Origin of the sequence: Anaerobranca gottschalkii DSM 13577 (genome assembly GCF_900111575.1) — a bacterium.
GTDB classification, from domain to species: domain Bacteria; phylum Bacillota; class Proteinivoracia; order Proteinivoracales; family Proteinivoracaceae; genus Anaerobranca; species Anaerobranca gottschalkii.
Genome location: NZ_FOIF01000009.1, coordinates 24,189 through 47,902, shown reverse-complemented (window position 1 = coordinate 47,902; position 23,714 = coordinate 24,189). Strand labels below are relative to the sequence as shown.

The window sequence follows — 23,714 nt, the reverse complement described above, 5'->3', positions numbered from 1 at the left end:
ACCATTAATTAGTAAATAAGTCCTTACAACTAATTATTCAGAAGTTTTATGCAGGAAATTGTAGAAAAATGTAGAATTATAAACTTTAGACTTCCTTTTAATGAGGTGTTTTAATTGGATAATTTAGATATAAAGTTACTAGATAATGTAACTGACAAGATTATAGAAAGTATTACCCAAGGTAAAGAAGCAATATTTGATATTTCTGAATCTGCAAGGATGGAATTGAATAAAGTTAAAACTAACCTTTCGGAAATGGAAATAGAGGCAAAAAAAATAGTAAAATTGGTTGATGAAACTGAAGTAAAGGAAAAAAAAGCAAGGATTAGATTGATGGAGGTTAGCAAAAATTTTAATATATATGATCAAAAAGCTATCCAAGAAGCCTATGAATATGCCCATCAATTAAAATTAGACTTAATTTTATATCGACAAAAGGAAAAAGACCTTTTGGAAAAAAGGAATGAACTACAAATTCGTCTTAGGAGTTTAGAAAAAATGGTGGAAAAGGCGGAACATTTAATTAATCACGTTTCTGTAGCCCTTGATTATTTGTTGGTAAATATTAAGAATATGTCACAACAGGCCGCTGAATATAAGCAACAAAAAGATATTGGATATAAAATTATTCAAGCTCAAGAGATAGAAAGGAAAAGGTTGGCTAGAGAAATCCATGATGGGCCGGCACAAAGTTTAGCGGATATCATTTTAAGCACCGAAATAGCTGAGAAGATGTTAGGTATTGATCCTCAAAAAGCTAAAGAAGAATTAACCGATATAAAGAATAAAGTTAGAGATACCTTAGGTGAAATTCGCCGGATAATTCACCAATTGCGACCTATGGTATTAGATGATTTGGGGCTAATAACTACATTAAAAAGGTATTGTGAAGATTTTAGTGAAAAAAACAATATCCGTGTTGAATTTGTGTTATTTGGGAAAGAGCAGAGATTTGATAGTGAGATAGAAGTAACTATTTTTCGTATAATCCAAGAAGCTTTACAAAATATATATAAACATAGTAAAGCTTCCTTAGCTATGGTTAAAATGGAAGTAGATAATAACAATATTAAAATTATTATAAAAGACAATGGAGTTGGTTTTGAATTAAAGGAAAATCTAGCTGACCCTACCCTTGAATGTTATGGAATTATTGGTATAAAAGAAAGGGTTGGTTTATTGAAAGGCAAATTCCAAATAAAGACTGGTTTAGGACAAGGGACAATGATTATTGTGGAAATCCCTTATAACAAAGACTCACAATAATACTAACAAAAATTTTAGCACATGGTTACATATGTGTAAAAAAGGTGGAGGGGATATAGATGGAGAAGATTAGAATTGTAGTGGTGGAAGATCATAAACTTTTACGGCAAGGGATTATTAAAATCTTAGATTTTGAAAGGGATTTTGAAGTAGTAGGTCAAGGTGAAAATGGAGAAGAAGGTTGTAAATTGGTGGAAAAATACCGACCGGATATTGTTTTAATGGATATAAATATGCCTAAAATGAATGGTATAGAAGCGACAAAGTGGATTAAAACTAATTATCCTAGCACAAAAGTAATTATGTTAACAATCCACGATGGGGATGAGTACATATTAGAGGCTATTAAATTTGGGGCTGAAGGCTATATGTTAAAGGATTTAGAAGGTGAAAAGATTGTTGAAGGGATCCGTAATGTTTACACAGGAGATGCATTTATTCATCCATCTTTAACTATAAAATTATTTAAAGAACTACAAAAAGGGAAAAAATCTTCAAGTAATGGTAAAGTAATAGTGGAAAATGTTTATGATTTAACTGACAGGGAATTAGTTGTTTATCAACTAATGGCAGAGGGAAGGAGTAACAAGGAAATTGGTGATCAATTAAACATCAGTGAAAAAACAGTTAAAAATCATGTCAGTAGAGTATTTAAAAAGCTTGGAGTTTACGATAGAACGCAAGCAGTGGTAAAGGGAATAAAAGAAGGTTTTGTACATTTATAATAAATTTTTGGTACACTTGCCCACCCCTTGCATATAGTAAAGCAGGGGTGATTTGTTTATGAAAGAAAGTATTCTATGGATGTTGGTTATAATTGGATTATTCAGTTTATTAAAATGGAGTTTTGGTTTAATAAAGGGGAAAAAGATTACTAGACCTAAAACCTCAATGGTTCTTTTTGTTTATAATTGGGAAGAAAATTTAGAGAAAATAATTAGATATATTGCTTCACTTTGTTATTTTGATGAAAATTTACTTTGTCCTGTAGATGTGGTGATTTTCGATCTTGGTTCTACCGATCAAACCTTAAACATCGGAAGGAAATTAGCAAGACAATTTTATTTTCTAAAAGTTTTAGATAGTTCAAGGAATTCCGTTATAGAATATTTCCTAAAAAGCTGTAATGGAGATGTTATTATTCTCTTAGATACAAATAAATTGACTTTATCAGAATTAGAGAAAACAATAAAGTTTTATTTTTCAGATATAACGGCTAGTCCTAAAGTACTAAATAAAATTTAATAAAAATAGTACCCAAAATACTTGTTTTTTCGACAAATTTTGCTAATATATTACTTGAAGTGATACACTACCCCTCGGCCCTGCCCCCCCCTCAGCAGGGTCTTTTTTTTTTGAAAAAAAGATATGGTAATTTTGCAAAATTTATGCTAAAATTTAATATATTTTAGTTTTTTCTTTACTTTGGAGGGGGCTTTATGGGAAAACAAAAAGTTTTTAAAGGAGCGGTGGCAGGTTTAGGGATTATTTTACTGTCTTTAGGGGGTATATCTAGTAGAGAACTATTTACTAGTGATAATTTTGGTCTCATCCTTTTATTTTTAGTATTGTCTTCTTTATTAGAGAGAATGACAATACCCCTTGCTAAAGGTCATTTGTCTTTAGCTTTTGCCTTTATTCTCTGTGCCTTTTATGTTTTCCAAGACCTTTTTTTACCAGTTTTGATTGTTTCATTAGGTATACTCTTAACTCAACTTATTTTTGATAAACGAAAAGTAATTGATGCCTTATTTAATGTGGGAATTGTTTCTACATCTACTATAGTTGGAGGCTATGTTTTCAGTATTTCTGGAGGAACTTGGGAAGCATTTGATAATTATTCTATTATTCCTTTATTTCTAATGGTATTTACTATTATAGTAATTAACCACGTAATTTTAGCTACCTTTTATCATTTGTTAGATAGAAATTATACTGTTAAAATTTTACTCCACGATATTCAATGGGATTTATTAACATATTTTATTACAGTACCTTTAGGGATTATAATGGCGGGACTGTATAATTATGATCCCATTTCAATAGTAATTATTTTTGTTCCTTTAGTTACTTCTTCATATGTTTTCCGGTTATATAAAAAAGTTGCCCGATTAAATGAACAGCTTCATGGTATTTATACTATAACTACAGAAATTAATGCCAGTTTAGATATTGAAAAAACTTTATCAAAGGTAGGAGAACATTGTAGTCAAGTGCTAGAACTAAACTCCCTTTATATTTTTTTGTTAGAGGGAGATGAAGAACTTAAAGCAGTATATTGCAAAGGAGATATGAAGGACTATTTGGAGAAAACTAATTTAAAACTAGGTCAAGGAGCCACTGGTTATTGTGCCCAAAGTAAGCAAACGGTATTGGTGGAGGATACAGCCAAAGATTCCCGGATATTTAACAATGCATTAGATCAGTCTTATTCATTGTTAGCTGTTCCAATGATTAGAGGAGAAAATTTAATTGGAGTTATAACGGGAATTAAATACAAGAAAAAGGCATTTAATAAAACAGAAGTACTCCTTTTAGAAATATTGGCTAACCAGGCGGCAGTTGCCCTTGCTAATGCTAAAACCTTTAAAGATATGGAAACTAAAGCTATTATCGATGATTTAACGAAAGTATATAATTACCGCTATTTTCAACAGCGGATCCAGCAAGAAGTAGAAAAGGCAGCTTTAGAAGGGTCAAAGGTCAGTTTAATGGTAATTGATTTAGATGATTTTAAAAGGATTAACGATACATATGGGCATACAGTGGGCAATAGAGTTCTCATTGACTTAGCATCTATTTTTAGAAAATATATAAGAAAATATGATGTACTCTTTAGGTATGGTGGAGATGAGTTTGTCATACTTTTCCCCGATACCGATAAAGTTACCGCTGAAAAGGTGGCTAAAAGGATTTTAAAAGAAGTAGCTAATACCCCTCTAATTATCGAAGAAGGGATTGAGGAATTCTTAAGTTTTAGTGCTGGGATAGCAGAATATCCTACCGATGCCGATGACCATTTAGATTTAATGAGAAAAGCTGACCGAACTATGTATGTTGGCTCTAAAGAAACTGGGAAAAATAAAGTCTCAGTTTATAATAAAAGGGATTTGCTTAATTAATACATAAAAAAACAAGATTTATCCTAAACGGGGGATAAAATCTTGTTTTTTTTATTTTTCCTGTGGTAATTTTCTTATCCCTATGCATTATGTAGTGTGAAAAGGAGGTGATAGGTATGGCACAGGCTATTATTGAAAACTCTAGGTTGATACTGGTTTTAGAAAGGGATGTAGATGATGAAGGCAACAGTATTAAAATTAACCGTACCTTTAACAGAGTTAAAACAGATGCCAGTAATGAAGCCCTAAAAGAAGTGGCAGAAGCTTTAGCTTCATTACAGATTTATCCTCTTTTAGATGTGATGAGGATAGATCAAAGTAAGTTGGTTTAGTTTGTTAAATCTATTATTTAGAAAAGGAGGGGAGTTAGATGAGCAAAACTTTACAATTAGTTTTTAGAAATCAAGAAGGAAGGACAGTAACTTTATCCCTTAATGATCCAATAGAGCCAATAGATAGTGGTGAAGTCCAGAGTGTTATGGATACTATTATAGCTAAAGATGTCTTTACTTCAACGGGCGGAAGTTTAGTGGAAAAGGTAACAGCCCGCTTAGTGGCTAGAGAAGTTACAGAAATTTTTTAAAGGAAGAAGGGATTTTCCCCCTTCTTCCTTTTATCTAATCAGCTCTTAAATCTATCTCCTCAACTTAATCGTATCTTTGTTTAATTACCACAGCTGATGGTAGTATTGTCTATAGTTTGTCTTCAGTTTGGAAGAAGGTTTCTCCCCTTCTTCCTTTTCGAAAAATAGATAAGTCTATTTATGAAGTGAAAGGAGGTGGGATTGTGGAAAATATACTAAATGCTGTGGCTAATTTCGGCTTTCCTATTGCAGTGACGGTATATTTACTGGTCCGGGTAGAAAGCCGATTAGAACAGCTAACCAACAGTATTTACCGTTTAGCAGAAACTATAGCATCGATTAAATAAAATTAGATAAATTGTCGATTTTTAGGTTCTAAACCCCTTAACTTTTCATATGTTGAATAGTATGAAAGGTAAAGGGGGAATTTTTTTGGACAAAGATTATTCTGTCATTAACCGGGTATTTATCCTCTTGAATATTTTAATGATAGGTATTTTGTTAGGATCGATGGAAGAAAAGCCACTCCCTCCAATTCCAATAGAACCCCCAGGAGAAACAGTTCAAGAGATACTATATAAGATAGGGGAAGATTGGGTAGTTGGAGTTATAACTTTAGATACTATTGAAGGTGTTTCTATAGCCCCCCCTCCCATCTATATACCACAACCACCTCCACCACCCCTTCCGCCACCACCTCTTCCGCCACGACCTCCTAAACCACCAACTCCTATAGTACCTGTGATATATGCCGGTAGTAATAGGGAAAAAAGGGTGGCAATAACCTTTGATGATGGTCCCAATGCTACAACATTATCTCCCCTTTTAGAGATTTTAGATCAATATGATGTTAAAGCTACTTTTTTCCTTATTGGTCAAAGGGCACAGGGAAGGGAGGATTTAGTCAAGAAAATTTATGATAGGGGGCACCAAATAGCTAATCACTCCTATTCTCACCCTTATTTTACTAAATTAAGTAGGGATAGGGGGGAACAGGAAATAACTAAAACTGAAAGGATATTAGGTGATTATATGACTTATCGCTATTTTAGGCCTCCCTACGGCGATTATAATCGGCAAACCTTAGAATTAGCCTATAAATTAGAGTATCGGATAATCCTTTGGGATGTAGATACAAGGGATTGGATGGCGACAAGCTCTGAAGAAATAGTCAGGAGGGTTAAGGAAAAAACAAAGGCAGGAAGTATTATTCTTTTCCATGAAGGGAAGGAATTGACTTTAAAGGCATTGCCTGAAATTTTAGAGTGGCTGACAGAGGAAGGGTACACCTTCGTAACAGTAGCAGAGCTGTTGGGAGATTGATGCAATATATTTAAGGGAAAATAGGACCTATTTACTAAATTAAATGCAGGATAACAAGGGGAAAATGTCGAATCCTTTAATAAAGCTAGCAAAGGAAGGGGTAAAGATAGATAATGGAAATCTTATATGCCATTTCAACTTTCATCTTTCCTGATATAGTTAAATGTATTTCCTGTGGAAAGAGAGTAAAAAACACCCTTCCAATTTGTCTAGATTGTGAAAAAGATATAACCTACTACAAAGATTATAACACCTGTAAAAATTGTGGAGGGTTTTATCATGGACCCTATTGCAATAAAAGTTTAAAAATAATGGCAGTAGCCCTTTATGAAGGGAATTGGAAAGAACTGATCCATAGATTTAAATTTAATAACCATCAGTATTTAAAAAAAGGTTTTACAAAAGCCATGTTAGATAGGCTTAAAAAAGACTATTTGCCGGAAGAATTTGATATAGTAACTTACATTCCTGCCAGTAAAAAGGTTTTGAAAGCTAGGGGTTTTGATCAAAGTTACCTTTTAGCTAATGAATTGGCAAAGTTGATGGAAAGACCTTTAGTAAAGACCTTGACTAAAAGGGGAAAGCGTCCCCCACAGCACACTTTAGATCTGGTAAAGCGGAGCCAAGATTGGGAAGGGGAATTTATCTTAAACCCTAAACTTAAGTTACAAGGAAAAAGGATTTTATTAATTGACGATATATCAACTACAGGAAACACCCTGTTACATGCTAGTAAAGAGTTGGAGAAAACCCGTTGTAGTGAAATTATCGCCCTAGTTTTAGCAAATTAAAGAGGAGGGAAAAAGATGGATGTAAGGAATTGCCCAAAATGTGGAAAGCTTTTTCAAAGACTTAGGAGGGATATCTGCCCTGCTTGTGCCCAGCAAGAAGATAAGGAATATGAAATAGTTAGGGATTACATCTATGATAACCCTAATTCTGATGTTCAAACAGTTTCCGAGGAGACAGGGGTAGCAGTAGAAACTATTTTGAAATTTTTGCGGGAAAATAGGTTGATTAACGTCTCAGAAGCTTTATTATTAGATTGTGAACTTTGTGGTTCCCCTATCCCTAGTGGCCGTTTTTGTAAAGAATGTGGGGAAAAATTAGAAAAAGAGTTTTCTAGTTTAAACACTAAAAAAGATGGCTTAAACCTTCCTAAAAGTGATAAAAAAGCCAGTTTCCATTTTATGCGGGATCGGTTAGTTAAAAGGGATAGGTAAAGGAATATTTTGACGGAAAAGAAGGGGTATCCCTTCTTTTTATTTAAGCTTTAAGAAAAATTTCCGATATATATATTAACAATTGAATTGTTTAGGAGGCGGTACCTTTGAAAATTAACAATTTAACGGGAATAATCAAAAGTTATAACTTGACCAATAAAGAAAAAAATATCGACATTAAAAGGGAGCATAAATTAGAAGATAAATTTGAAATATCCCAACGGGCGAAAGAAATTGCCATTGCTAAGAAGGCATTGGCAGAAACACCGGATGTACGGATGGATAAAGTTGAAGGAATTAAGAAAAAAATTGAAGAAGGAACATACACAATAGATCCTGCCCAAATCGCTGTAAAAATGTTAAGTAGGAGGTAGCTATGCGGGAAATATATATTAAAAAAATGGCGGAAAATCTCAAAGAGCAAACAAAGGGATATAAAGAGCTATTAAAATACAGTGAAGAGAAAAAAGCAGCTTTAGTCCTGGCAAAAATGGAAAAACTAGACTCTATTATTCAGCAGGAAGAAGAGCTAATTAAAAAACTAGGTGCCTTTGAATTAGAACGGTTAGAAATTCAAAAAAGTTTAGCTGAAGCTTTAAATTTACCACATCAAGATCTTAATTGGGATAGTTTAAGAAATGTATTAAAAAAAGAGGAAGAAGAGGTATTGGCGGGGATAACTTTAGAACTAAAAAAGGTTATTGAAAAACTTTCTGACATCAATAGCTTAAATAAAAAGCTGTTAGATCAGTCTTTGAAAATGGTCCAGCTTTCCCTCAACACCATAGCAGGGGAAGATGAAAAAATATATAGCAAAGAACCTAAACCTAAAGGAAAAGGTGGAAGTTTCCTAGATATCAAAGCATAGGAGGGATAATATGCGTTCGACATTTTCAGGATTAGAATTAGCCCGTAGGGCTTTGCAGACCCAACAAGTAGCTTTAAATACTGTTGGACACAATATAGCTAATGCCAATACTAAAGGATATTCCCGTCAAGAAGTGATAACTTCGGCGACAGGACCTTATACCAGCCCTTCCAATATCAGGCCGATGAAGGCTGGGCAAATAGGAACAGGGGTCAGTGTCGTAGCAATCCAACGGCAATTTGATAAATATACCGCCAACCAATGGAGATTAGAAAATTCCTTATTAGCCCAATGGAGCCAAAAAAAATTAGGGATGGAACAAATTGAAGCGATATTCAATGAACCGTCGGAAGGTAGTGTTCGCCGGGCAGTAGATGAATTTTGGTCTGCCCTCCAACAATTAGCGATAGAACCTACAGAACTATCCTCTAGGGCTTTGGTAAGGCAGGCAGGGATAACAATGGTAGATGCCTTTAAAACAATGGATCGCCAACTAGAACAGGTAGATAGGGATTATGATGAATTACTAAAGGGTGCAGTGGCGGAGATTAATTCTTTACTTAATCAAATTACCGATATCAATAGAAGGATAGTAAAGGTTACAGCTATGGGGGATTACCCTAACGACCTTTTAGACCAGCGGGATTTAATGTTAGATAAATTAACAGAACTAATCAATGTAGATATGGAGGAAAACAGTAGAGGAGACTTAAAACTATCCTTCGCTGGAGTAACACTAGTTGATTTTGTAGGATTAGGTACAGAAGTAGCCCGCTTTAAAGAAGAAAATGGGGCAATTATTTTAGTTAATAGTAATGGCGATAAAGTAACCGATGAAGAAGGCGATGAAGTTGATGTATTCGGCAACATCCTCCACGGTAAAGTGAAGGGAATTTTAGATGCCAAAGATGCAGTACATAGATATCGAGGTCATTTGGCAGAATACGCCTTAGGTTATGTCGATGCTATAAATAAACAGCATAACGAAGGATTTGATTTAAGTGGAGAAAATGGTGTAGCTTTCTTTGTCTTTGATGGAGAAGAAATAGATATTGCTGGATTAGGCATAGATGAAAAAATCCAGTTAATTAAAAAGTTAGAAGTCAACCCGGAGATAATGAAAAACTTAACTAAAATAGCTGCTAGAGAGAATTTTGACCCAGAAAATCCTGATGCTAACTTAGGTGATGGCTCTAATGCCGTAAAGATGGCAGAACTTAGACATAGCGGTAATTTATCTTATGCCGGTAAAGAAGTGACCTTTGACCAATACTATAGAGCAGTTATTGCCGATTTAGGTATAGAAACAAATGAAACTATCCAAATGACGGAAAACCAAAGGGCATTAGCTCAACAATTTGAATTAAGGCAAGAGGTTTTCCGGGGAGTTTCTTTAGATGAAGAAATGACCAAAATGGTACAGTATCAGCACAGCTATGCTGCCGCCGCACGTTTAACAACTACCATTGATGAAATGATAGATTTAATTGTCAACAGATTAGGAATAGTTGGAAGGTAGGAGGGGATTAAATGCGGATAACCAGTAGAATGTTAATGCAAAATATGTTAAACAACCTATCTAGAAATAACCAAAGGCTCGCCCATGTTAGTCAACAATTAGCTACAGGAAAAAGGATCAACAAACCTTCCGACGATCCTGGAGATGTAGTTAGGAGCTTAAGAGTTAGGACAGAGGTTAATGAAATAAAACAATATCGGAAAAATATCGATACTGCCAGGAGTATTTTAGAGTATTCCGATGAGCTATTAGATAAAATCGGTCATGCTATCCACAGGGCTATGGAACTTTCTGTTCAGGCATTAAACGATACCTATGATGGAAGTCAAAGGAAGATGATGGCTAAAGAAGTCAATGGTATTTTAGAAGATATGTTAATAAACTCTAATTCTACCTTTGCTAACCGCTATATTTTTGCAGGGACTTATACCGAGCCTCCCTTTGAGGCTGTTAGGGATGGTGGTTTAATAACTGAAATTATTTTCCACGGAAATCAAGATCCTAAACCCTTTGAAATGGGAATAGGGCAAACAATGGATACCGGCATGAAAGGGGAAGACATATTTAATCCTGTTTTTCAAGGTCTAATGTCTTTAAGGGATGGTTTGAATAGCGGTGATCGTAATGCTATAGAAGAAGGTTATACTGATGTTAAAAAGGCCTTTGAAAATCTCCTAATGGAGCGGGCAGCTTTAGGAGCTAGGCTTAATCAATTGGAGTTGACTTCTGAGCGGATGGCAGCAGCGGAATTTAATCTTATAAGGTTACAAATAGAGGTAGAAGATGTGGATATGTACGAAGCTGTAATGAAACTAAAGGATATTGAAGCTTTACATCAAGCTAGTTTAAATGTAACAGCTAGGATAATTCAACCGACATTGGTAGACTACCTAAGATAGGGAAGGGAGTGATTAAATGGAATTAAAAACAGCCCGTTTTGGAGTCTTAGAAGTTAAGGAAGAAAAGATCATTACCTTTCCCCAAGGGATACCGGGATTTGAACACCTAACCAAGTACATTCTTTTAGAAGAGCCAGATACCAATGAAGCCTTTTATTGGCTACAGTCAGTAGAAGATGGAGATATAAGTTTATTATTAACCCGCCCCTACCTTTTTACCGATTATAAAGTCCAGTTAGATAGAGAGTTATTGGAAGATATCGGGATAAAGGAAGAGGGGCAAGGTGAAGTTTTTACAGTAGTTAATGTCCCCGATGACTTTCACAAGGCTACCACTAACCTCATGGCACCGATTATTTTAAATAGTGAAACTATGGAAGGAAAACAGGTTATACTAACAGAAACAAACTGGCCTATCAAATATCCATTATTCTCAGGAGAGAAAAGGGCAGAAGGTGGTAGATAAAGATGTTAGTTTTAACTAGGAAAAAAGATGAAGGGATAGTCATCGGTAAGGATATTAAAGTTACTGTCTTAGAAGTTAAGGGTGATTTAGTAAAATTGGGGATAGAAGCACCGAAGTGGGTCAATATCTGTCGGGAAGAACTTTATCAAGATGTGGAAAACTTAAATAAAATGGGGGCTAAACCTACTGGGGACCTTAAAAAACTAGCCAGCTATATTACCAAAAGGGAGTAGGAGGAGAGGAAAGTTGAAAATCGATACCCTTTCAGTAACCAAAACTAAACCAGTGGAGCAGATAAAAACTGATAATTTGACCACAGGACAAAAGGATATGCAAAACCCAAATCTAAATAAAAGTTACGGTAAAGATAAGGAAAAGTTCACTCCAGAATTCTTAGAACGGGCAGTAGATGTGCTAAATGAAGCGGTTAACTTTATAGACAAAAAGCTTCAGTTTGAAATCCATGAAACTACCAATAGAACTATGGTCAAAGTAATTAATAGGGAAACGGAAGAAGTGATCAGGGAAATACCCCCAGAAGAAATTCTTGATCTAGTAGGTAAAATTACAGAAATGGTAGGAATTTTAATGGACAAGCGGGTGTAATCTAGGAGGTGAGAAGATGAGTTTTAGAATCGGCGGATTAGGAAGTGGAATGGACACCCAAGGGATGTTAGAACAGATAATGAAGGCTGAAAGGATGCCCTTAGACCGTCTAAAACAACAGCGGCAGATTCTCCAGTGGCGACAAGAAGATTACCGGACTATCAATACAAAATTATTAAACTTCAGGAATACTGCCTTCGACATGAGATTATCTAGCAAATACACCGTCCGCTCCGCTACAGCAACTAATCCCAATGTATTAACAGCGACACCGACTTCCAGTGCCTTAAGTGGTAACTACACTATAGAGGTAATTAGTGTTGCTACTAGAAGTACTGCCAATAGTGCAGGGGAGATAGGTGTCAAAAACGCCGGAGCCGGCAAATCTTTAACAGAGTTGTTTGAAGGATTTAATTTTAATGAAGAAGGAAACCATACCTTTACCATCAACGAAGTGAAATTTACTTTTGATGAAACTGTTTATAATGAAAAAAAAGAAAGTGGAGAACAATGGGTTTATTTAGATCCTCGCCGTAACTTAACGGCAACTTTAAATACCATCAACAACTCTCCAGCCGGTGTCCAACTCTTTTACGACAGCACTGAAGATAAAATCTTTATTTCAACAAAAGAAACAGGCAAAAGCCTTAATTTAGAGGGAAACTTTTTGGAAGATATCTTAAAATTAGATTTAACAAATCCGGAATCCAAATACCAAGAAGGGCAAAAAGCCAAAGTAAAAGTTAATGGCTATACTTTAGAAAGGGAGAGCAACCAGTTTTCCTTTGCTGGAATTAACTTTAATATTAGAGAAACAGGAGCTACAACTTTAACGGTAAATCAAGACCATTCAATGATTTTCAATAACATAAAGGAATTTGTGGATAAATACAATGAATTGGTAACTGCCATCAATGAAAAACTCTATGAAGAGCGACACCGGGATTATCCTCCACTGACCGATGAACAACGGGAAAAATTATCGGAGTGGGAGATAAAGCGGTGGGAAGAGCGATCTAGAACAGGACACCTGAGGAATGATAGATTGCTACAAAGTGCCTTATCTGACCTTAGAACTACCATAACCGGTGCAATACCGGGATTAGATGTCAATATGTTGTCCCAAATAGGAATTAGTTCCCGCCACTACACCGATAGGGGTATTTTGACAATTGATGAAAATAAGCTCCGTCAAGCTATTGAAGAAGATGGAGAAAAGATTTACAGGCTTTTTGCTGGTGATCCTAATCAAGGGATAGAAGGATTATCCCAAAGGCTGACTAGAACCTTAGACCGTTCTATCAACCGGATCGCCAGTGAAGCGGGTCGGAGTTCCAATATCGTAGATCAAAGCTTTATTGGCCGGAGTATTCAAAGATTAGACCGGCAAATAGAGACCTTTGAAGAAAGGTTAGAGAGGGTAGAGGAAAGGTACTGGAAGCAATTTGTCGCTATGGAAAAAGCATTAGATCAAATGTACAGTCAATCTATGTGGTTAAATCAACAGTTAATGGGAATGTTCCGATAATGAATATTAAAGATGGGGGATTGTATGAATTTGATTGAGCAGTACCAAAAAATTTACCACACCTACTTAGAACAACAACAGGCACTAGAACAAGAGGATTGGGAAAAGTTAGAGGAGATCCTAAACAAACGGGATAGTTTAATGAAGGACTTGGAAGGAAAGACTGTACCTGAAGAAAGCCAAGGAGAAATCAAAGAAATACTTCAAAAAACTCTAGAGCTCCATACACAATTACAAACAGAGATGGAAGAAAGATTAAAGGAAAGTAAACAAAAAAGGGGAGAAATTAACAAAGGGAAAAAACTTTATCAAGCATACAACCAAAACCCAAACCATTCTCTATTTTTAGATCGAAAAAAATAAAAAATTTTATTAAAACCTCTTAAGTTATTTTAAATTTCACCGATAATATATTCATAAGGTACTAAAAGGAGCCGCGGCCTAACAGTACCCATAAAAATATGAAGCATGGATGCTTCTAAAAACAAATTCAAGGAGGAATGTAAAAATGCGTATTAACAACAACTTAATGGCTATGAATGCTCACAGACAATTATCTATTAACAATGCTGCTGGTGCTAGATCAATGGAGAAATTATCTTCTGGTTTTAGAATCAACAGAGCTGGAGATGACGCAGCAGGTCTTGCTATCTCTGAAAAAATGAGAGGCCAAATCAGAGGTTTAAGGCAAGCATCTAGAAATGCACAAGACGGCATTTCTTTAATTCAAACTGCTGAAGGTGCATTAAATGAATCCCATGCTATACTTCAAAGGATGAGAGAACTTGCAGTACAATCTGCAAACGATACAAACACCGATGAAGATCGTCTTGAATTACAAAAAGAAGTAGCTGCTCTTATAGAAGAATTGGATAGAATTGGTAGCAATACTGAGTTTAACACTCAAAATTTATTAGATGGAACCTTTACAGGTAAGGAGATTCACATTGGGGCAAATGCAGGTCAAACTTTAACAATTGATATTCAAGATATGACTGCTTCTGGTTTAGGTGTTGATGGTGTTGATATTTCTACTCAAACTGGTGCCGATGACGCTATAACTGTAATAAATGATGCTATCGAAAGTTTGTCTTCAGAAAGATCGACATTAGGTGCTTGGCAAAATCGCTTAGAACATACTATTAAGAACTTAGATAATGCTGCTGAAAACTTACAAGCTGCTGAATCCCGTATTCGTGATGTAGATATGGCTCAAGAAATGATGGAGTTTACTAAGCAAAACATCCTACAACAAGCTGCTACAGCAATGCTTGCTCAAGCTAACATGGCTCCACAATCAGTACTTCAATTACTTGGCTAATAAAAACAAAAGGGTCAGAGAATACCTCTGGCTCTTTTTTAATATCTCAAACAATAAACAAACTAAATAAAATATTTCTAAAACCAAACTATTCCACAGGTATTTAACCCATCAACACCATCTGATATAATAAAACTAAAAAAGGGTGAAAAAAATGATGTCCCCTGCAAAAAGTCTGTCTGACCCAATTTTGAGTAAATTTTACAAAAAATCTATTATTTATGAAAATTAAACATGTAAATTAAGGTACAAAAAAATAAAGGCATGACAAATAAGCCTTTATAAAAAAGGAAAAGGGGAAATTAGTCATTTTTTACTGGAATTAAGCTACTCTTTTGTAAGCATGATATAAACCATTAAGAACAGGGGTAGTTTTTATTTTTAATTCTTTAGCACCTACAGGGATATACTTAGGTTTCCTGATAGGGGTATTATCATTTATACCTTGGTGGTTTCTACTTGTATTGTAATAATAATGTATTCGTTAAGTAACCAATCTAGATGTCTTTCACTAAAAGGGATAATATAATTTAGTAAATCCTAATTATCCCAATAACCTTTTCAGCATAAGGGTTTTGCCAAGGGGATCTAAATGAAGTAGGCTTTGATTTTATGTTAAAGAACCACTTGATGTTACTTGGGCTACTGATTTTTTTACTATCCCTACCTTAAAATTTGATGTGCTTTATGTGTTAATTATAATTGAACATGGATCTAGAAAAATAATACATTACGCTACAACTAAAAATCCTAATATGTTTTGGCTTACTCAGCAATTTAGAAATGCTACTCTCTTTGGAAAAACTCCCAAATATTTAATCCATGATAATGATCCTGTTTTTAAATTTAAGGATTCTTAAGAAAAGTTTTCCTATTTTCTATCTGCTTTCGTGTTGGTTGTTTTCTATTATATGGGAGATACTTGGAGGGGATAGAGGGTGTGGGGTTACACCCAATCAGAGTAAACATAGCATAAGTTGTGTTGACTGATAAATAATTTTGTTTAAATTATTTTTTAATTATTTTTATTGATTTTAATAAAATTAATAACTTAGAGCAACAGCCAGATAGCCTTAATTTTGGAACTTTATCCCCCTATGCAGCCTTGGAGCTGATCAAAAGTATTTTATAGCCGATGAATTTAAATAACCTTAGGTCAGAATCGACTTAAGGTTATTTTTCTTTGAAAAGGGAGCTGATATTGAATTTAATTACCTATATTACAGATATGTAAAAATTTTTTTACATATCTGTAAAAAATGAGTATGGAATTATTATTTGAAAATAGAAAGCTAATAGGTGAAAATATTTTGAAAATATTAAAGATAATGGGTATACAAAGGTCTCTTTTTCTAGGATTATCAATATTTCAAGACCTACTTTAGATAAATTAATCAAGGGAGAAGTTGATAGCTTTGCTACTTTTAAGACTCATATTAGAAAAATACTAGAAAATCAGGGTATAGATGAACAACAACTACTTGACTATGTTCCAAAGTATAATACAAAGAAGGAACTTGTTTTTGCATTGTCTGACAATGCGCCAAAAAATCATGCCATGAAACCCAATGCTCAAAAGATGTTTGGTATTTTAGAAGATATAGTTCATATGTGTGAACTGTATTACGATTAAGAATGGTGATATTATGTCAGAATTAATAACTAGTAATAACCTTGAGCAGGTTGTTGAAAAAAATAACCTGATTAAAGATGACATTTTAAGATTAATAAATGATTTTATAGTCAGATTTAATAAGTCTAGGGTAATGGGACAGGATAAGCTGTCTTTTTCGGTATTAAGAGAGAATCACTTAATCCAGATTCCTATTGATGATGAGTATTGGGGCGGTGCTATTATTACAAAGGGAAGTATTAAAATACCAGTTATCAATACAGCCCAGCCCCGTGTATATCAATATTTTGTAGCATGGCATGAAATATATCATTTATTTTATGATCCTAATTTAAGGGAAGCTACACATAATATTGCCGTTGATATGGATTTAAATGAGAGAAGAGCAGACTATTTTGCTGCAAAAATGATTTTTGGCAATCTGTATGATTATTACTATTCATTGGATGATGAAGATTTTATCGATAGAATCATAAAATGTATGGATGTATTCAAGGCACCATATAAGGCTGTTTTAATAGAACTATTTGAAGAAGCCGTTACAAAATATAATGATTTAGATTTAAAAGAAAAAATTTTAGCTAATTTTGACAACAAGCCTAAGAGTTTAGTGCAGAAATTTATAGATTTGGAACTGGACGCAGAATTGGTAAAACCCTCATATGTTATAAGTTTAGGTGGATTGGAGAAGAAAATCCAAAGTGTTATAAAATAGAACCCAGATGTTTCCAGTCATAAAGATAATTTTGAGTTTTTACTTGAACTAAAAAGTAAAATTAAAAAAGGAGTGGAGGGGCTTGCCGAATGAAAGTAGAAGACATAGGTAGCTTTAAAAAATATCTTTTATAGCCGATGAACTGAAATAACCTTAGGTCAGAATCGACTTAAGGTTATTTTTCTTTGATTAATTGATTTAAAAAGTTAGAAAATAAAGGAATTTGCTTAAATTTATCGAAATTATATAAATATACAGGGATTTCCTTAAATAGGAATAAAAAATAAAGGGGGGTTGTTTGTGTTTAAAAAAGAAGCTTAAAGGCCAATAAAAATCTTTACAGTAATAACCTTTTTGTTGATGGTCATCGTTAATAGTTTAGCTAATATTTTGCTTATCAATGGAATGAGAACAGAAGATATTTCTGATTCTTATCCTAACCTATTTGCCCCGGCAGGGATAACCTTCAGCATTTGGGGAATCATTTATCTTTTATTATTTGTATATCTCATTTATCAACTAGGCTTAATAGGAAAATATTCTTCTAGAATTAGTAAAGAAAAATTTAATACTATAGGCCTTTACTTTGTAATATCTTCCCTTGCTAATACACTATGGATTTTCCTATGGCATTATGACTTGATTTCCTTGACCGTTATACCGATGTTGATAATACTCTTGTCTTTAATAAGAATTTCTAAAGAAACAACCGGTGAATATTGGATGGTGAGCCTTCCCTTTAGTGTTTACTATGGTTGGATAACCGTCGCCACAATAGCAAATTTAACTATCTTTTTAGTGAGTATTGGTTGGGGTGGTTTTAGCCTTTCAGAAGGAACTTGGATGGTTATTATTTTATTAGTAGGTACAATTATTGGTAGCTCAGTGGTAATTAAGAATAAAGATATTCCTTATGGTTTAGTTTTTCTTTGGGCTTATACAGGAATTGTAATTAACACCTTTCTGAACAGGGTTTTGCTGGTCAATATCCAGTGGTTATCACCACAGCCCTTGTTTGTATTGCTATTTTAATTGGGGTAGGTGTTTACACTTTAAAAGGTGATAATAAAAGGTATAAATTTTAAAAACTAATAGGTATTTATTGTTTATTTAATAATAATTAGCTATACTGATATTAGAATAAAAATTAATTTAGTATAGAAGGTAGAGATAAAAATGGAAGACTATGTATTTGAACAAATAAAAAATAGCTACTAAATTTGGATGGAAAACCATGAAGGAGTATTTAGAGGATATCGGGATTGTAGAAAAAAATTCTCAAAAGGTAGTTATTAAAGAAGTTTATGTCCCAAAATTTATTATAAATGAAAATATTTGGTTAGTTACGTTAAATGATAGAAAATTAACTTCCTATGTTTACAAAGAAGAAATAGCTGAAGAGATAGCAGAAAGAATAGTAAATTATTATATTACATAATTTTATTGCTTTTAAAGAAATTAGTAAGATTAAAAAAGCTATGAGTGTAACTTAAAAAGTAAAACTGAGATAACTTTAAGTGTGGGACTTAAGGTTTATTATTTTTTTAGTTCAAGATATAACTATTTGGAGGTGTAATGATGTTAAAGGTTGAAAATTTAGTAAAGTATTATGGCAATAATGAAGGAGTAGGAGGTATAAGTTTTGAAGTAAAACCAGGAGAAATTTTGGGTTTTCTAGGACCTAACGGTGCAGGTAAAACTACAACTATTAAAATCTGTAGTGGTTTATTATTACCCTCATCAGGGAAAGTAACTTTATGCAACTATGATATTGTAAAAAATCCAGTAGAAGCTAAAAAAAACTTAGGATATGTAGCAGATGAGCCGTTTTTATATGATAAATTAACAGGTTGGCAGTTTTTAAATTTCATTGGAGATATTTATGGGTTAAAAGAAAGTGAGAGATTGGAACAATTGGATTACTTGTTTAACATTTTTGAGTTAGAGAAAAAAAAGGATGACTTAATAGGCACATATTCTAAGGGGATGAAAAGGAAAATTGCTTTAATGGCAGGGGTAGTTCATAATCCTAAAATTTTATTATTAGATGAACCGACCTTAGGCTTGGATGCATTGAGTTCAAAAAAAGCCAAGGACTTAATTAAAGATTTAGCATATAAGAAAAATACTGCTGTTTTGTTAACAACTCATGTATTAGAAATGGCAGAAAGTATTTGTGATCGTATAGCTTTAATCTCCAAGGGTAGAATTGTAGCAGAAGGAACTTTAGCAGAACTTAAAGAAAAAAGTAAAATGGCTACAAATTTAGAAGAAATATTTGTAAAATTAACAAAAGAAGAATTTAGTAAATAGTATAAAGGAGGGGTATTATGATAAAAACTTTAATTTCTCTTTACAAAGTTCAATGGTTAATGTTATATAATAGGTTATTCAAAAATTTAAAACAAAAGATTAAAACATTACTGTATTTTATTATAATAACAATTTGTTTTTTCGCTATTATTCGATGGATAAATGTTAGACTTTTTGATAGATTAGATTGGTTAACTTATACTCCTGAAAGCCAACTTATAGTTTTATTTACTGTTACTTTTATGGTAATTTTTATGTTTCAATTTTTTTCAAGTTTATCCCACTTGGTACAAAATTTTTATAGATCCCCTGAGTTAAATTATTTAATGTCTACTCCTTTACAACCGGGTATTATTTTAATTTATAAGTTGATAAATCATATTTTGAAAACAGTTAGCAAAGAAGCTATATTTTTTTTTCCTTTTATTTTAGCCTTATCATTATCAATGAATGTAAGAATAGGATTTTATTTAATATTGCCGATAGTATATTTAGCTGTAGCTACAACTTCAACTAGTCTAGGTGTTTTATTTGGTATTTATTTTATAAAGAATTTTTCTATTAAAATTTTTCGTTACTTTTTTAATATAGGAAATTTATTATTATCGTTATGGTTTTTTGCATTTTTGTTTTTTAATATGACAATTCCTAGTTGGGTGGTTGAAATATTAAGAAGTCTATCGGATAATCAAAAGTTATTGTATCTTATACCTGCTTATTCAGGAAGTGAGCTGTTGGTTTTAGTAGGTATAGGGTCTTCCAACAAAATTTTTGTTTCTTTAATTTTCACATTAATAATTCCAATAGTAATCATCGCAATAAGTTATAAAGTTGCTCAAAAAACCTTTTATATTGGCTGGTTGAATAGCTCTGTAGTTGAAAGTTGGGATTCTAATACTAAAAAATATAGAAAAACTAAATTTAATAAAAATACTCTATGGAAAAATAGTAAAAATTCAAAAATAATAAATTTAATAATATATCAATGGATAAGAGCTGCTAAAAATTTCGATATAATGGTTGGTGGAGTTTTCTTTATCGTATTATATTTAATATTAATATATGTAAGTGCAACATTTTTTTCTGAAACTCCGATTTTTGCTTTAAAAATAATAATTTTTTTAGGCATATTTCTAGTTTACACAGGTGTAGCTGTACCTTTTATTAGTAGTGAAATAATGTTGAATCCTATGCTAGCCAAATATCAGTATTCTATTTTGAAGTATTTACCTATATCGTCAAAGGAAATTTTATTATCTAGTATAATAATGATTTCTATTCCTACTTTAGTTGTATTAACTGTAGGTTTAACTGTGTTAGCTTTATTATTAGAAGTTTCTGTAATTATTACTTTACTGCTTATAATATTCCAATGCATAGTAACAATTGGCTATAGCATACTATATCAGAGTGTAGAAGTTTTATATTATCAAAAATATTATTCTAAAAATAAATTTATTGGTGGAATAATAACCTTTGTACTTCCACTAGCATATTTACTTTTTTCGGTGGGTATGTTTGCCCTATATTTTAGTGAAATTAAGGTTTTTATGTTAATTAGTAAATATTTTAGTTTACCTATAATAATTATTCTATCTGTATTAACCATTGTTTTTCAGTTTTTCTATGTGTTTAAAAAAATAGGGGTAAAAAGTTGGGAAAAAATTGAATTTTAAAGGGTGGTTTTAGTGATAAATAGTGATGTCTTTAAGCAAATAGAACAAGTTAAATATTTGGCGATGGAGAATACTTGGCGGTATCGTCCTATTATCCGGATAATGTATCATAACCATTTGCGGTATAAGTACTGGCATTATAAAGAGGATATTTACAATGAACTAAAAAAATATCCCCAATTTAAAGATTACACTTTAGATAATCTTAAAAACGACTTAGATTATTTAGTGGAAAATAAAAATTTAGAGGTCCTGCAGGACAGTAAAAAGGCAAAAACATTAGAGGAATTTAAAAATCGCCAGTTTAAGTACCAGCTCTCTCAATACACCATAGAAATTGAGCGGATGATTATAGAACTAGAGAAACTTCAAGGGGAAAATAAAGGATCTCTAGACACAGATTTGGTAGAAACTTTTAGAAAAAAACTTGAAAGTTTTCTGGAAATCAAAGGGGCTCCCCCTAAAAAGGTTTACAGCTGGTGGAATGAAATAAGTGATTACTTTAAAAAGATCAATGAAAACTATCAAGATTATATCAAAAGTTTCTATACCCCTAAGGTAGAGGAATTGATGAAGACAATGGAATTTATAACGTATAAAAAAGACTTTATCAAATACCTGAAAGAGTTTATTAAAGGAATACAAGGTAATATTATCTATCTAGAAAAAATATTTAGTGAAATAGATGAAGATGAGGTAAAAGCCCTTTTAAATAAAGTATTAGAACATGAAAAAACTATCCCTAGGTTAAATTACAAACTAGATGAAGGGGAATTTATGAGAACAAACTTGGCTAGATGGCAGAGTATCCAAAATTGGTTTTTATCTACTGAGGAGAGAAAAAGTGATTGTGAAACAATTTTAGATATTACTAATGAAATAATCATGAAAATAACCCGCTATGCTTCCCAAATATCAGAGCGGCGAAACAGTGGTGCCAACAGAAAGTTGGAGTATCGAAAACTTTTAGAACTCTTTTACAACTGTAAGGATTTAGAAGAGGCCCACAAGTTATCGGCAGTAACTATAGGAGTTTTTTCTACCCGCCATATTTTAGGGAACCCTATTAGGGAAACGGAAAGTATAAATAGCAGTATCTTTGAAGAAAAGCCCCATCAGGTTGTGGTAAAACCAAGGACTAGAAAATATCGGGAAAGGTTAACAAAAACCCCGATAGAAGATAAAAGGGAGCAAAAGGAAAAGTTAAAAAGGGAACTAAGGGAACGGGCGGAAAGGGAAAGAAAGGTTATAGAAGAGTTAATTGTTGATAATAAAATAGTTTTTAAAGATTTACCTACTCTTACCCCTTTTCAGAGAAATACTCTATTAAGATGGCTATCCCGGGCAAATAACAATAAAACTAAAAAAAGTAAAACTGAGTATGGCAGAGAGTACCAAGTCTTGCTACAAGATGGGGAAAAGATCACTTTAAACTGTCAAGACGGTATTCTAATAATGCCTAACTATATCTTACTTTTTAATTAAGTAAAAGGTGGAGGAATTTTTGGTGAATTTACTAAAAACACTGTTAGATAACTATATAATTTTAAAAGGGGAAAATAGGGATTTATATTATGACATCAAAGACAGTTATAAGTCCTTTAAATCCTTTGTGGAAGAAAAATTAGGCTATAATCTAATTATCCACCAAGACTTTATTAAATTAGAAAAATTCCCTGGCCGAGTAGAACCTTGGATGGGAATAGGGGATTTTAAAGAAAAACTAGATTATTGCCTATTGATGCTGCTGTTGATGTTTTTGGAAGATAAAGGGAAAGAGGAACAGTTTGTTTTATCCAGTTTAATTGACTATATTAACGGTAATTTTGATTTAGAAAGGATAGATTGGACGATCTATTCCAACAGGAGGTCGTTGATTAGAGTCTTAAAGTTTGCCCAAAATTTAAAGCTGATCAAAGTGACTGACGGACAAGAACAGGATTTTGCCGATAGTGAAGGGGCAGAGGTCCTTTATGAAAATACCGGAATTTCTAAGTATATAGTCAGAACCTTTCCTGTAGATATTTCCTTTGCTAAAAATTTAGAGGATCTCCTAAACTTTGCCCCAGATTCGGTAGATGAACAGCGGGGGATTTTCCGTAGACATAGGGTTTACCGAACTTTGGTATTGAACCCAGTTATGTATAATTACGGGTCGGAGGATCAAGACTTTGGTTATATTAAAAACTATAAATCCAGGATAGAGGAAGATTTGGCAAAGTATTTAGATTGGAAGTTACATGTTCATAGGGAAGGAGCTTTAGTGGTATTAGATGAAGGAGAGAGGATTAAAGATAGTTTTCCCAACTCTACTGGGATTTCCGATATAGTACTACTTCTAAACAAAAGATTGTTGGAATTATTGAAAAGGGGAGAATTAGTTTTAGCTGAAAATTCATGGATTTGTATTGACAAGGAAGAATTTTGGGAGATTATCAAAAGGCTAAAAAAAGATAAAGATAGAGGTTGGAGTAAAGAATACCGGGAAGGAAAACTAGATTATTTGGTCAGTGAAATCTTAGAGTTTATGAAGGGATTTAATATGCTGGAAAAAACAGGGGATAAAATTTATGTAAAACCTTTGATAGGTAAGGTAATGGGGGATTATCCTGAAGATTATTTGGAAAAGGAGGAGTAGAAAAATGGGGGATAG

The 23,714-nt window shown here is 33.1% G+C and carries 29 protein-coding genes; all 29 read left to right on the top strand.

The window, feature by feature from the left end:
• Window positions 1-114: 114 nt before the first annotated feature.
• Entirely contained in the window at window positions 115-1,266 is a 1,152-nt protein-coding gene (locus tag BMX60_RS04275; protein WP_091349518.1) for a sensor histidine kinase, read from the top strand.
• Between the two features lie 59 nt (window positions 1,267-1,325).
• Window positions 1,326-1,991 carry a response regulator gene (locus BMX60_RS04270; protein ID WP_091349516.1) on the top strand — a complete coding sequence of 222 codons (666 nt, stop codon included), beginning with the start codon at window positions 1,326-1,328 and terminating at the stop codon, window positions 1,989-1,991.
• Window positions 1,992-2,049: 58 nt separating this feature from the next.
• The gene (locus BMX60_RS04265; protein ID WP_091349514.1) at window positions 2,050-2,511 is read left to right on the top strand and encodes a glycosyltransferase family 2 protein; all 462 of its coding nucleotides are present in this window, start codon (window positions 2,050-2,052) and stop codon (window positions 2,509-2,511) included.
• A 194-nt stretch (window positions 2,512-2,705) separates the two neighbouring features.
• Window positions 2,706-4,388: a sensor domain-containing diguanylate cyclase gene (locus tag BMX60_RS04260; RefSeq protein WP_091349513.1), complete on the top strand. Its 1,683-nt coding sequence runs from the start codon at window positions 2,706-2,708 to the stop codon at window positions 4,386-4,388.
• A 116-nt stretch (window positions 4,389-4,504) separates the two neighbouring features.
• On the top strand, window positions 4,505-4,720 hold the full coding sequence (locus BMX60_RS04255; protein ID WP_091349511.1) for a DUF1659 domain-containing protein: 216 nt from the start codon (window positions 4,505-4,507) through the stop codon (window positions 4,718-4,720).
• Window positions 4,721-4,758: 38 nt separating this feature from the next.
• Entirely contained in the window at window positions 4,759-4,971 is a 213-nt protein-coding gene (locus tag BMX60_RS04250) for a DUF2922 domain-containing protein (RefSeq protein ID WP_091349510.1), read from the top strand.
• 203 nt (window positions 4,972-5,174) lie between these two features.
• A complete protein-coding gene (locus BMX60_RS04245) occupies window positions 5,175-5,318 on the top strand; it encodes a YvrJ family protein (RefSeq protein WP_072907785.1) in 144 nt (47 codons plus the stop codon).
• 85 nt (window positions 5,319-5,403) lie between these two features.
• Window positions 5,404-6,294 (top strand): polysaccharide deacetylase family protein, encoded by an 891-nt coding sequence (locus tag BMX60_RS04240; RefSeq protein WP_177159697.1) that lies wholly within the window; start codon window positions 5,404-5,406, stop codon window positions 6,292-6,294.
• A gap of 113 nt (window positions 6,295-6,407) precedes the next feature.
• Window positions 6,408-7,085, top strand: a complete 678-nt coding sequence (locus tag BMX60_RS04235; protein ID WP_091349506.1) for a ComF family protein — start codon at window positions 6,408-6,410, stop codon at window positions 7,083-7,085.
• Between the two features lie 15 nt (window positions 7,086-7,100).
• Window positions 7,101-7,517 carry a TIGR03826 family flagellar region protein gene (locus tag BMX60_RS04230; protein ID WP_091349505.1) on the top strand — a complete coding sequence of 139 codons (417 nt, stop codon included), beginning with the start codon at window positions 7,101-7,103 and terminating at the stop codon, window positions 7,515-7,517.
• 107 nt (window positions 7,518-7,624) lie between these two features.
• On the top strand, window positions 7,625-7,891 hold the full coding sequence (flgM, locus tag BMX60_RS04225) for a flagellar biosynthesis anti-sigma factor FlgM (RefSeq protein ID WP_091349503.1): 267 nt from the start codon (window positions 7,625-7,627) through the stop codon (window positions 7,889-7,891).
• 2 nt (window positions 7,892-7,893) lie between these two features.
• Window positions 7,894-8,385: a flagellar protein FlgN gene (locus BMX60_RS04220; RefSeq protein ID WP_091349502.1), complete on the top strand. Its 492-nt coding sequence runs from the start codon at window positions 7,894-7,896 to the stop codon at window positions 8,383-8,385.
• Between the two features lie 10 nt (window positions 8,386-8,395).
• The gene (gene flgK, locus BMX60_RS04215; protein WP_091349500.1) at window positions 8,396-9,904 is read left to right on the top strand and encodes a flagellar hook-associated protein FlgK; all 1,509 of its coding nucleotides are present in this window, start codon (window positions 8,396-8,398) and stop codon (window positions 9,902-9,904) included.
• Between the two features lie 11 nt (window positions 9,905-9,915).
• Window positions 9,916-10,803 carry a flagellar hook-associated protein FlgL gene (flgL, locus tag BMX60_RS04210; protein WP_091349499.1) on the top strand — a complete coding sequence of 296 codons (888 nt, stop codon included), beginning with the start codon at window positions 9,916-9,918 and terminating at the stop codon, window positions 10,801-10,803.
• Window positions 10,804-10,819: 16 nt separating this feature from the next.
• Window positions 10,820-11,269 (top strand): flagellar assembly protein FliW, encoded by a 450-nt coding sequence (fliW, locus tag BMX60_RS04205; RefSeq protein WP_091349497.1) that lies wholly within the window; start codon window positions 10,820-10,822, stop codon window positions 11,267-11,269.
• A 2-nt stretch (window positions 11,270-11,271) separates the two neighbouring features.
• Window positions 11,272-11,502 (top strand): carbon storage regulator CsrA, encoded by a 231-nt coding sequence (gene csrA / locus BMX60_RS04200; protein ID WP_091349495.1) that lies wholly within the window; start codon window positions 11,272-11,274, stop codon window positions 11,500-11,502.
• 13 nt (window positions 11,503-11,515) lie between these two features.
• Entirely contained in the window at window positions 11,516-11,875 is a 360-nt protein-coding gene (locus tag BMX60_RS04195; RefSeq protein WP_091349494.1) for a flagellar protein FlaG, read from the top strand.
• Between the two features lie 16 nt (window positions 11,876-11,891).
• Window positions 11,892-13,403: a flagellar filament capping protein FliD gene (gene fliD / locus BMX60_RS04190; protein ID WP_091349492.1), complete on the top strand. Its 1,512-nt coding sequence runs from the start codon at window positions 11,892-11,894 to the stop codon at window positions 13,401-13,403.
• Window positions 13,404-13,427: 24 nt separating this feature from the next.
• The gene (locus tag BMX60_RS04185) at window positions 13,428-13,766 is read left to right on the top strand and encodes a flagellar protein FliT (protein ID WP_177159696.1); all 339 of its coding nucleotides are present in this window, start codon (window positions 13,428-13,430) and stop codon (window positions 13,764-13,766) included.
• A gap of 145 nt (window positions 13,767-13,911) precedes the next feature.
• Window positions 13,912-14,724 carry a flagellin N-terminal helical domain-containing protein gene (locus BMX60_RS04180; RefSeq protein WP_091349488.1) on the top strand — a complete coding sequence of 271 codons (813 nt, stop codon included), beginning with the start codon at window positions 13,912-13,914 and terminating at the stop codon, window positions 14,722-14,724.
• A 689-nt stretch (window positions 14,725-15,413) separates the two neighbouring features.
• Window positions 15,414-15,584, top strand: coding sequence for a hypothetical protein (locus BMX60_RS12010; protein WP_177159695.1), 171 nt, complete (start codon window positions 15,414-15,416; stop codon window positions 15,582-15,584).
• Between the two features lie 458 nt (window positions 15,585-16,042).
• Complete coding sequence (locus BMX60_RS04175; protein WP_341422928.1) at window positions 16,043-16,357, top strand: helix-turn-helix domain-containing protein; 315 nt, start codon at window positions 16,043-16,045, stop codon at window positions 16,355-16,357.
• Window positions 16,358-16,370: 13 nt separating this feature from the next.
• A complete protein-coding gene (locus BMX60_RS04170) occupies window positions 16,371-17,072 on the top strand; it encodes an ImmA/IrrE family metallo-endopeptidase (protein WP_242945705.1) in 702 nt (233 codons plus the stop codon).
• A gap of 354 nt (window positions 17,073-17,426) precedes the next feature.
• The gene (locus tag BMX60_RS04165; RefSeq protein ID WP_207648391.1) at window positions 17,427-18,104 is read left to right on the top strand and encodes a tryptophan-rich sensory protein; all 678 of its coding nucleotides are present in this window, start codon (window positions 17,427-17,429) and stop codon (window positions 18,102-18,104) included.
• A 175-nt stretch (window positions 18,105-18,279) separates the two neighbouring features.
• Window positions 18,280-18,510, top strand: coding sequence for a nucleotidyltransferase substrate binding protein (locus BMX60_RS04160; protein WP_278276542.1), 231 nt, complete (start codon window positions 18,280-18,282; stop codon window positions 18,508-18,510).
• A 140-nt stretch (window positions 18,511-18,650) separates the two neighbouring features.
• The gene (locus BMX60_RS04155; RefSeq protein WP_091349484.1) at window positions 18,651-19,385 is read left to right on the top strand and encodes an ABC transporter ATP-binding protein; all 735 of its coding nucleotides are present in this window, start codon (window positions 18,651-18,653) and stop codon (window positions 19,383-19,385) included.
• Between the two features lie 17 nt (window positions 19,386-19,402).
• Window positions 19,403-21,061: an ABC transporter permease gene (locus BMX60_RS04150; protein WP_091349482.1), complete on the top strand. Its 1,659-nt coding sequence runs from the start codon at window positions 19,403-19,405 to the stop codon at window positions 21,059-21,061.
• A gap of 12 nt (window positions 21,062-21,073) precedes the next feature.
• The gene (locus tag BMX60_RS04145) at window positions 21,074-22,546 is read left to right on the top strand and encodes a TIGR02677 family protein (protein ID WP_091349481.1); all 1,473 of its coding nucleotides are present in this window, start codon (window positions 21,074-21,076) and stop codon (window positions 22,544-22,546) included.
• Window positions 22,547-22,568: 22 nt separating this feature from the next.
• Window positions 22,569-23,699 carry a TIGR02678 family protein gene (locus BMX60_RS04140; RefSeq protein WP_177159694.1) on the top strand — a complete coding sequence of 377 codons (1,131 nt, stop codon included), beginning with the start codon at window positions 22,569-22,571 and terminating at the stop codon, window positions 23,697-23,699.
• The last annotated feature ends 15 nt before the right edge of the window (window positions 23,700-23,714 follow it).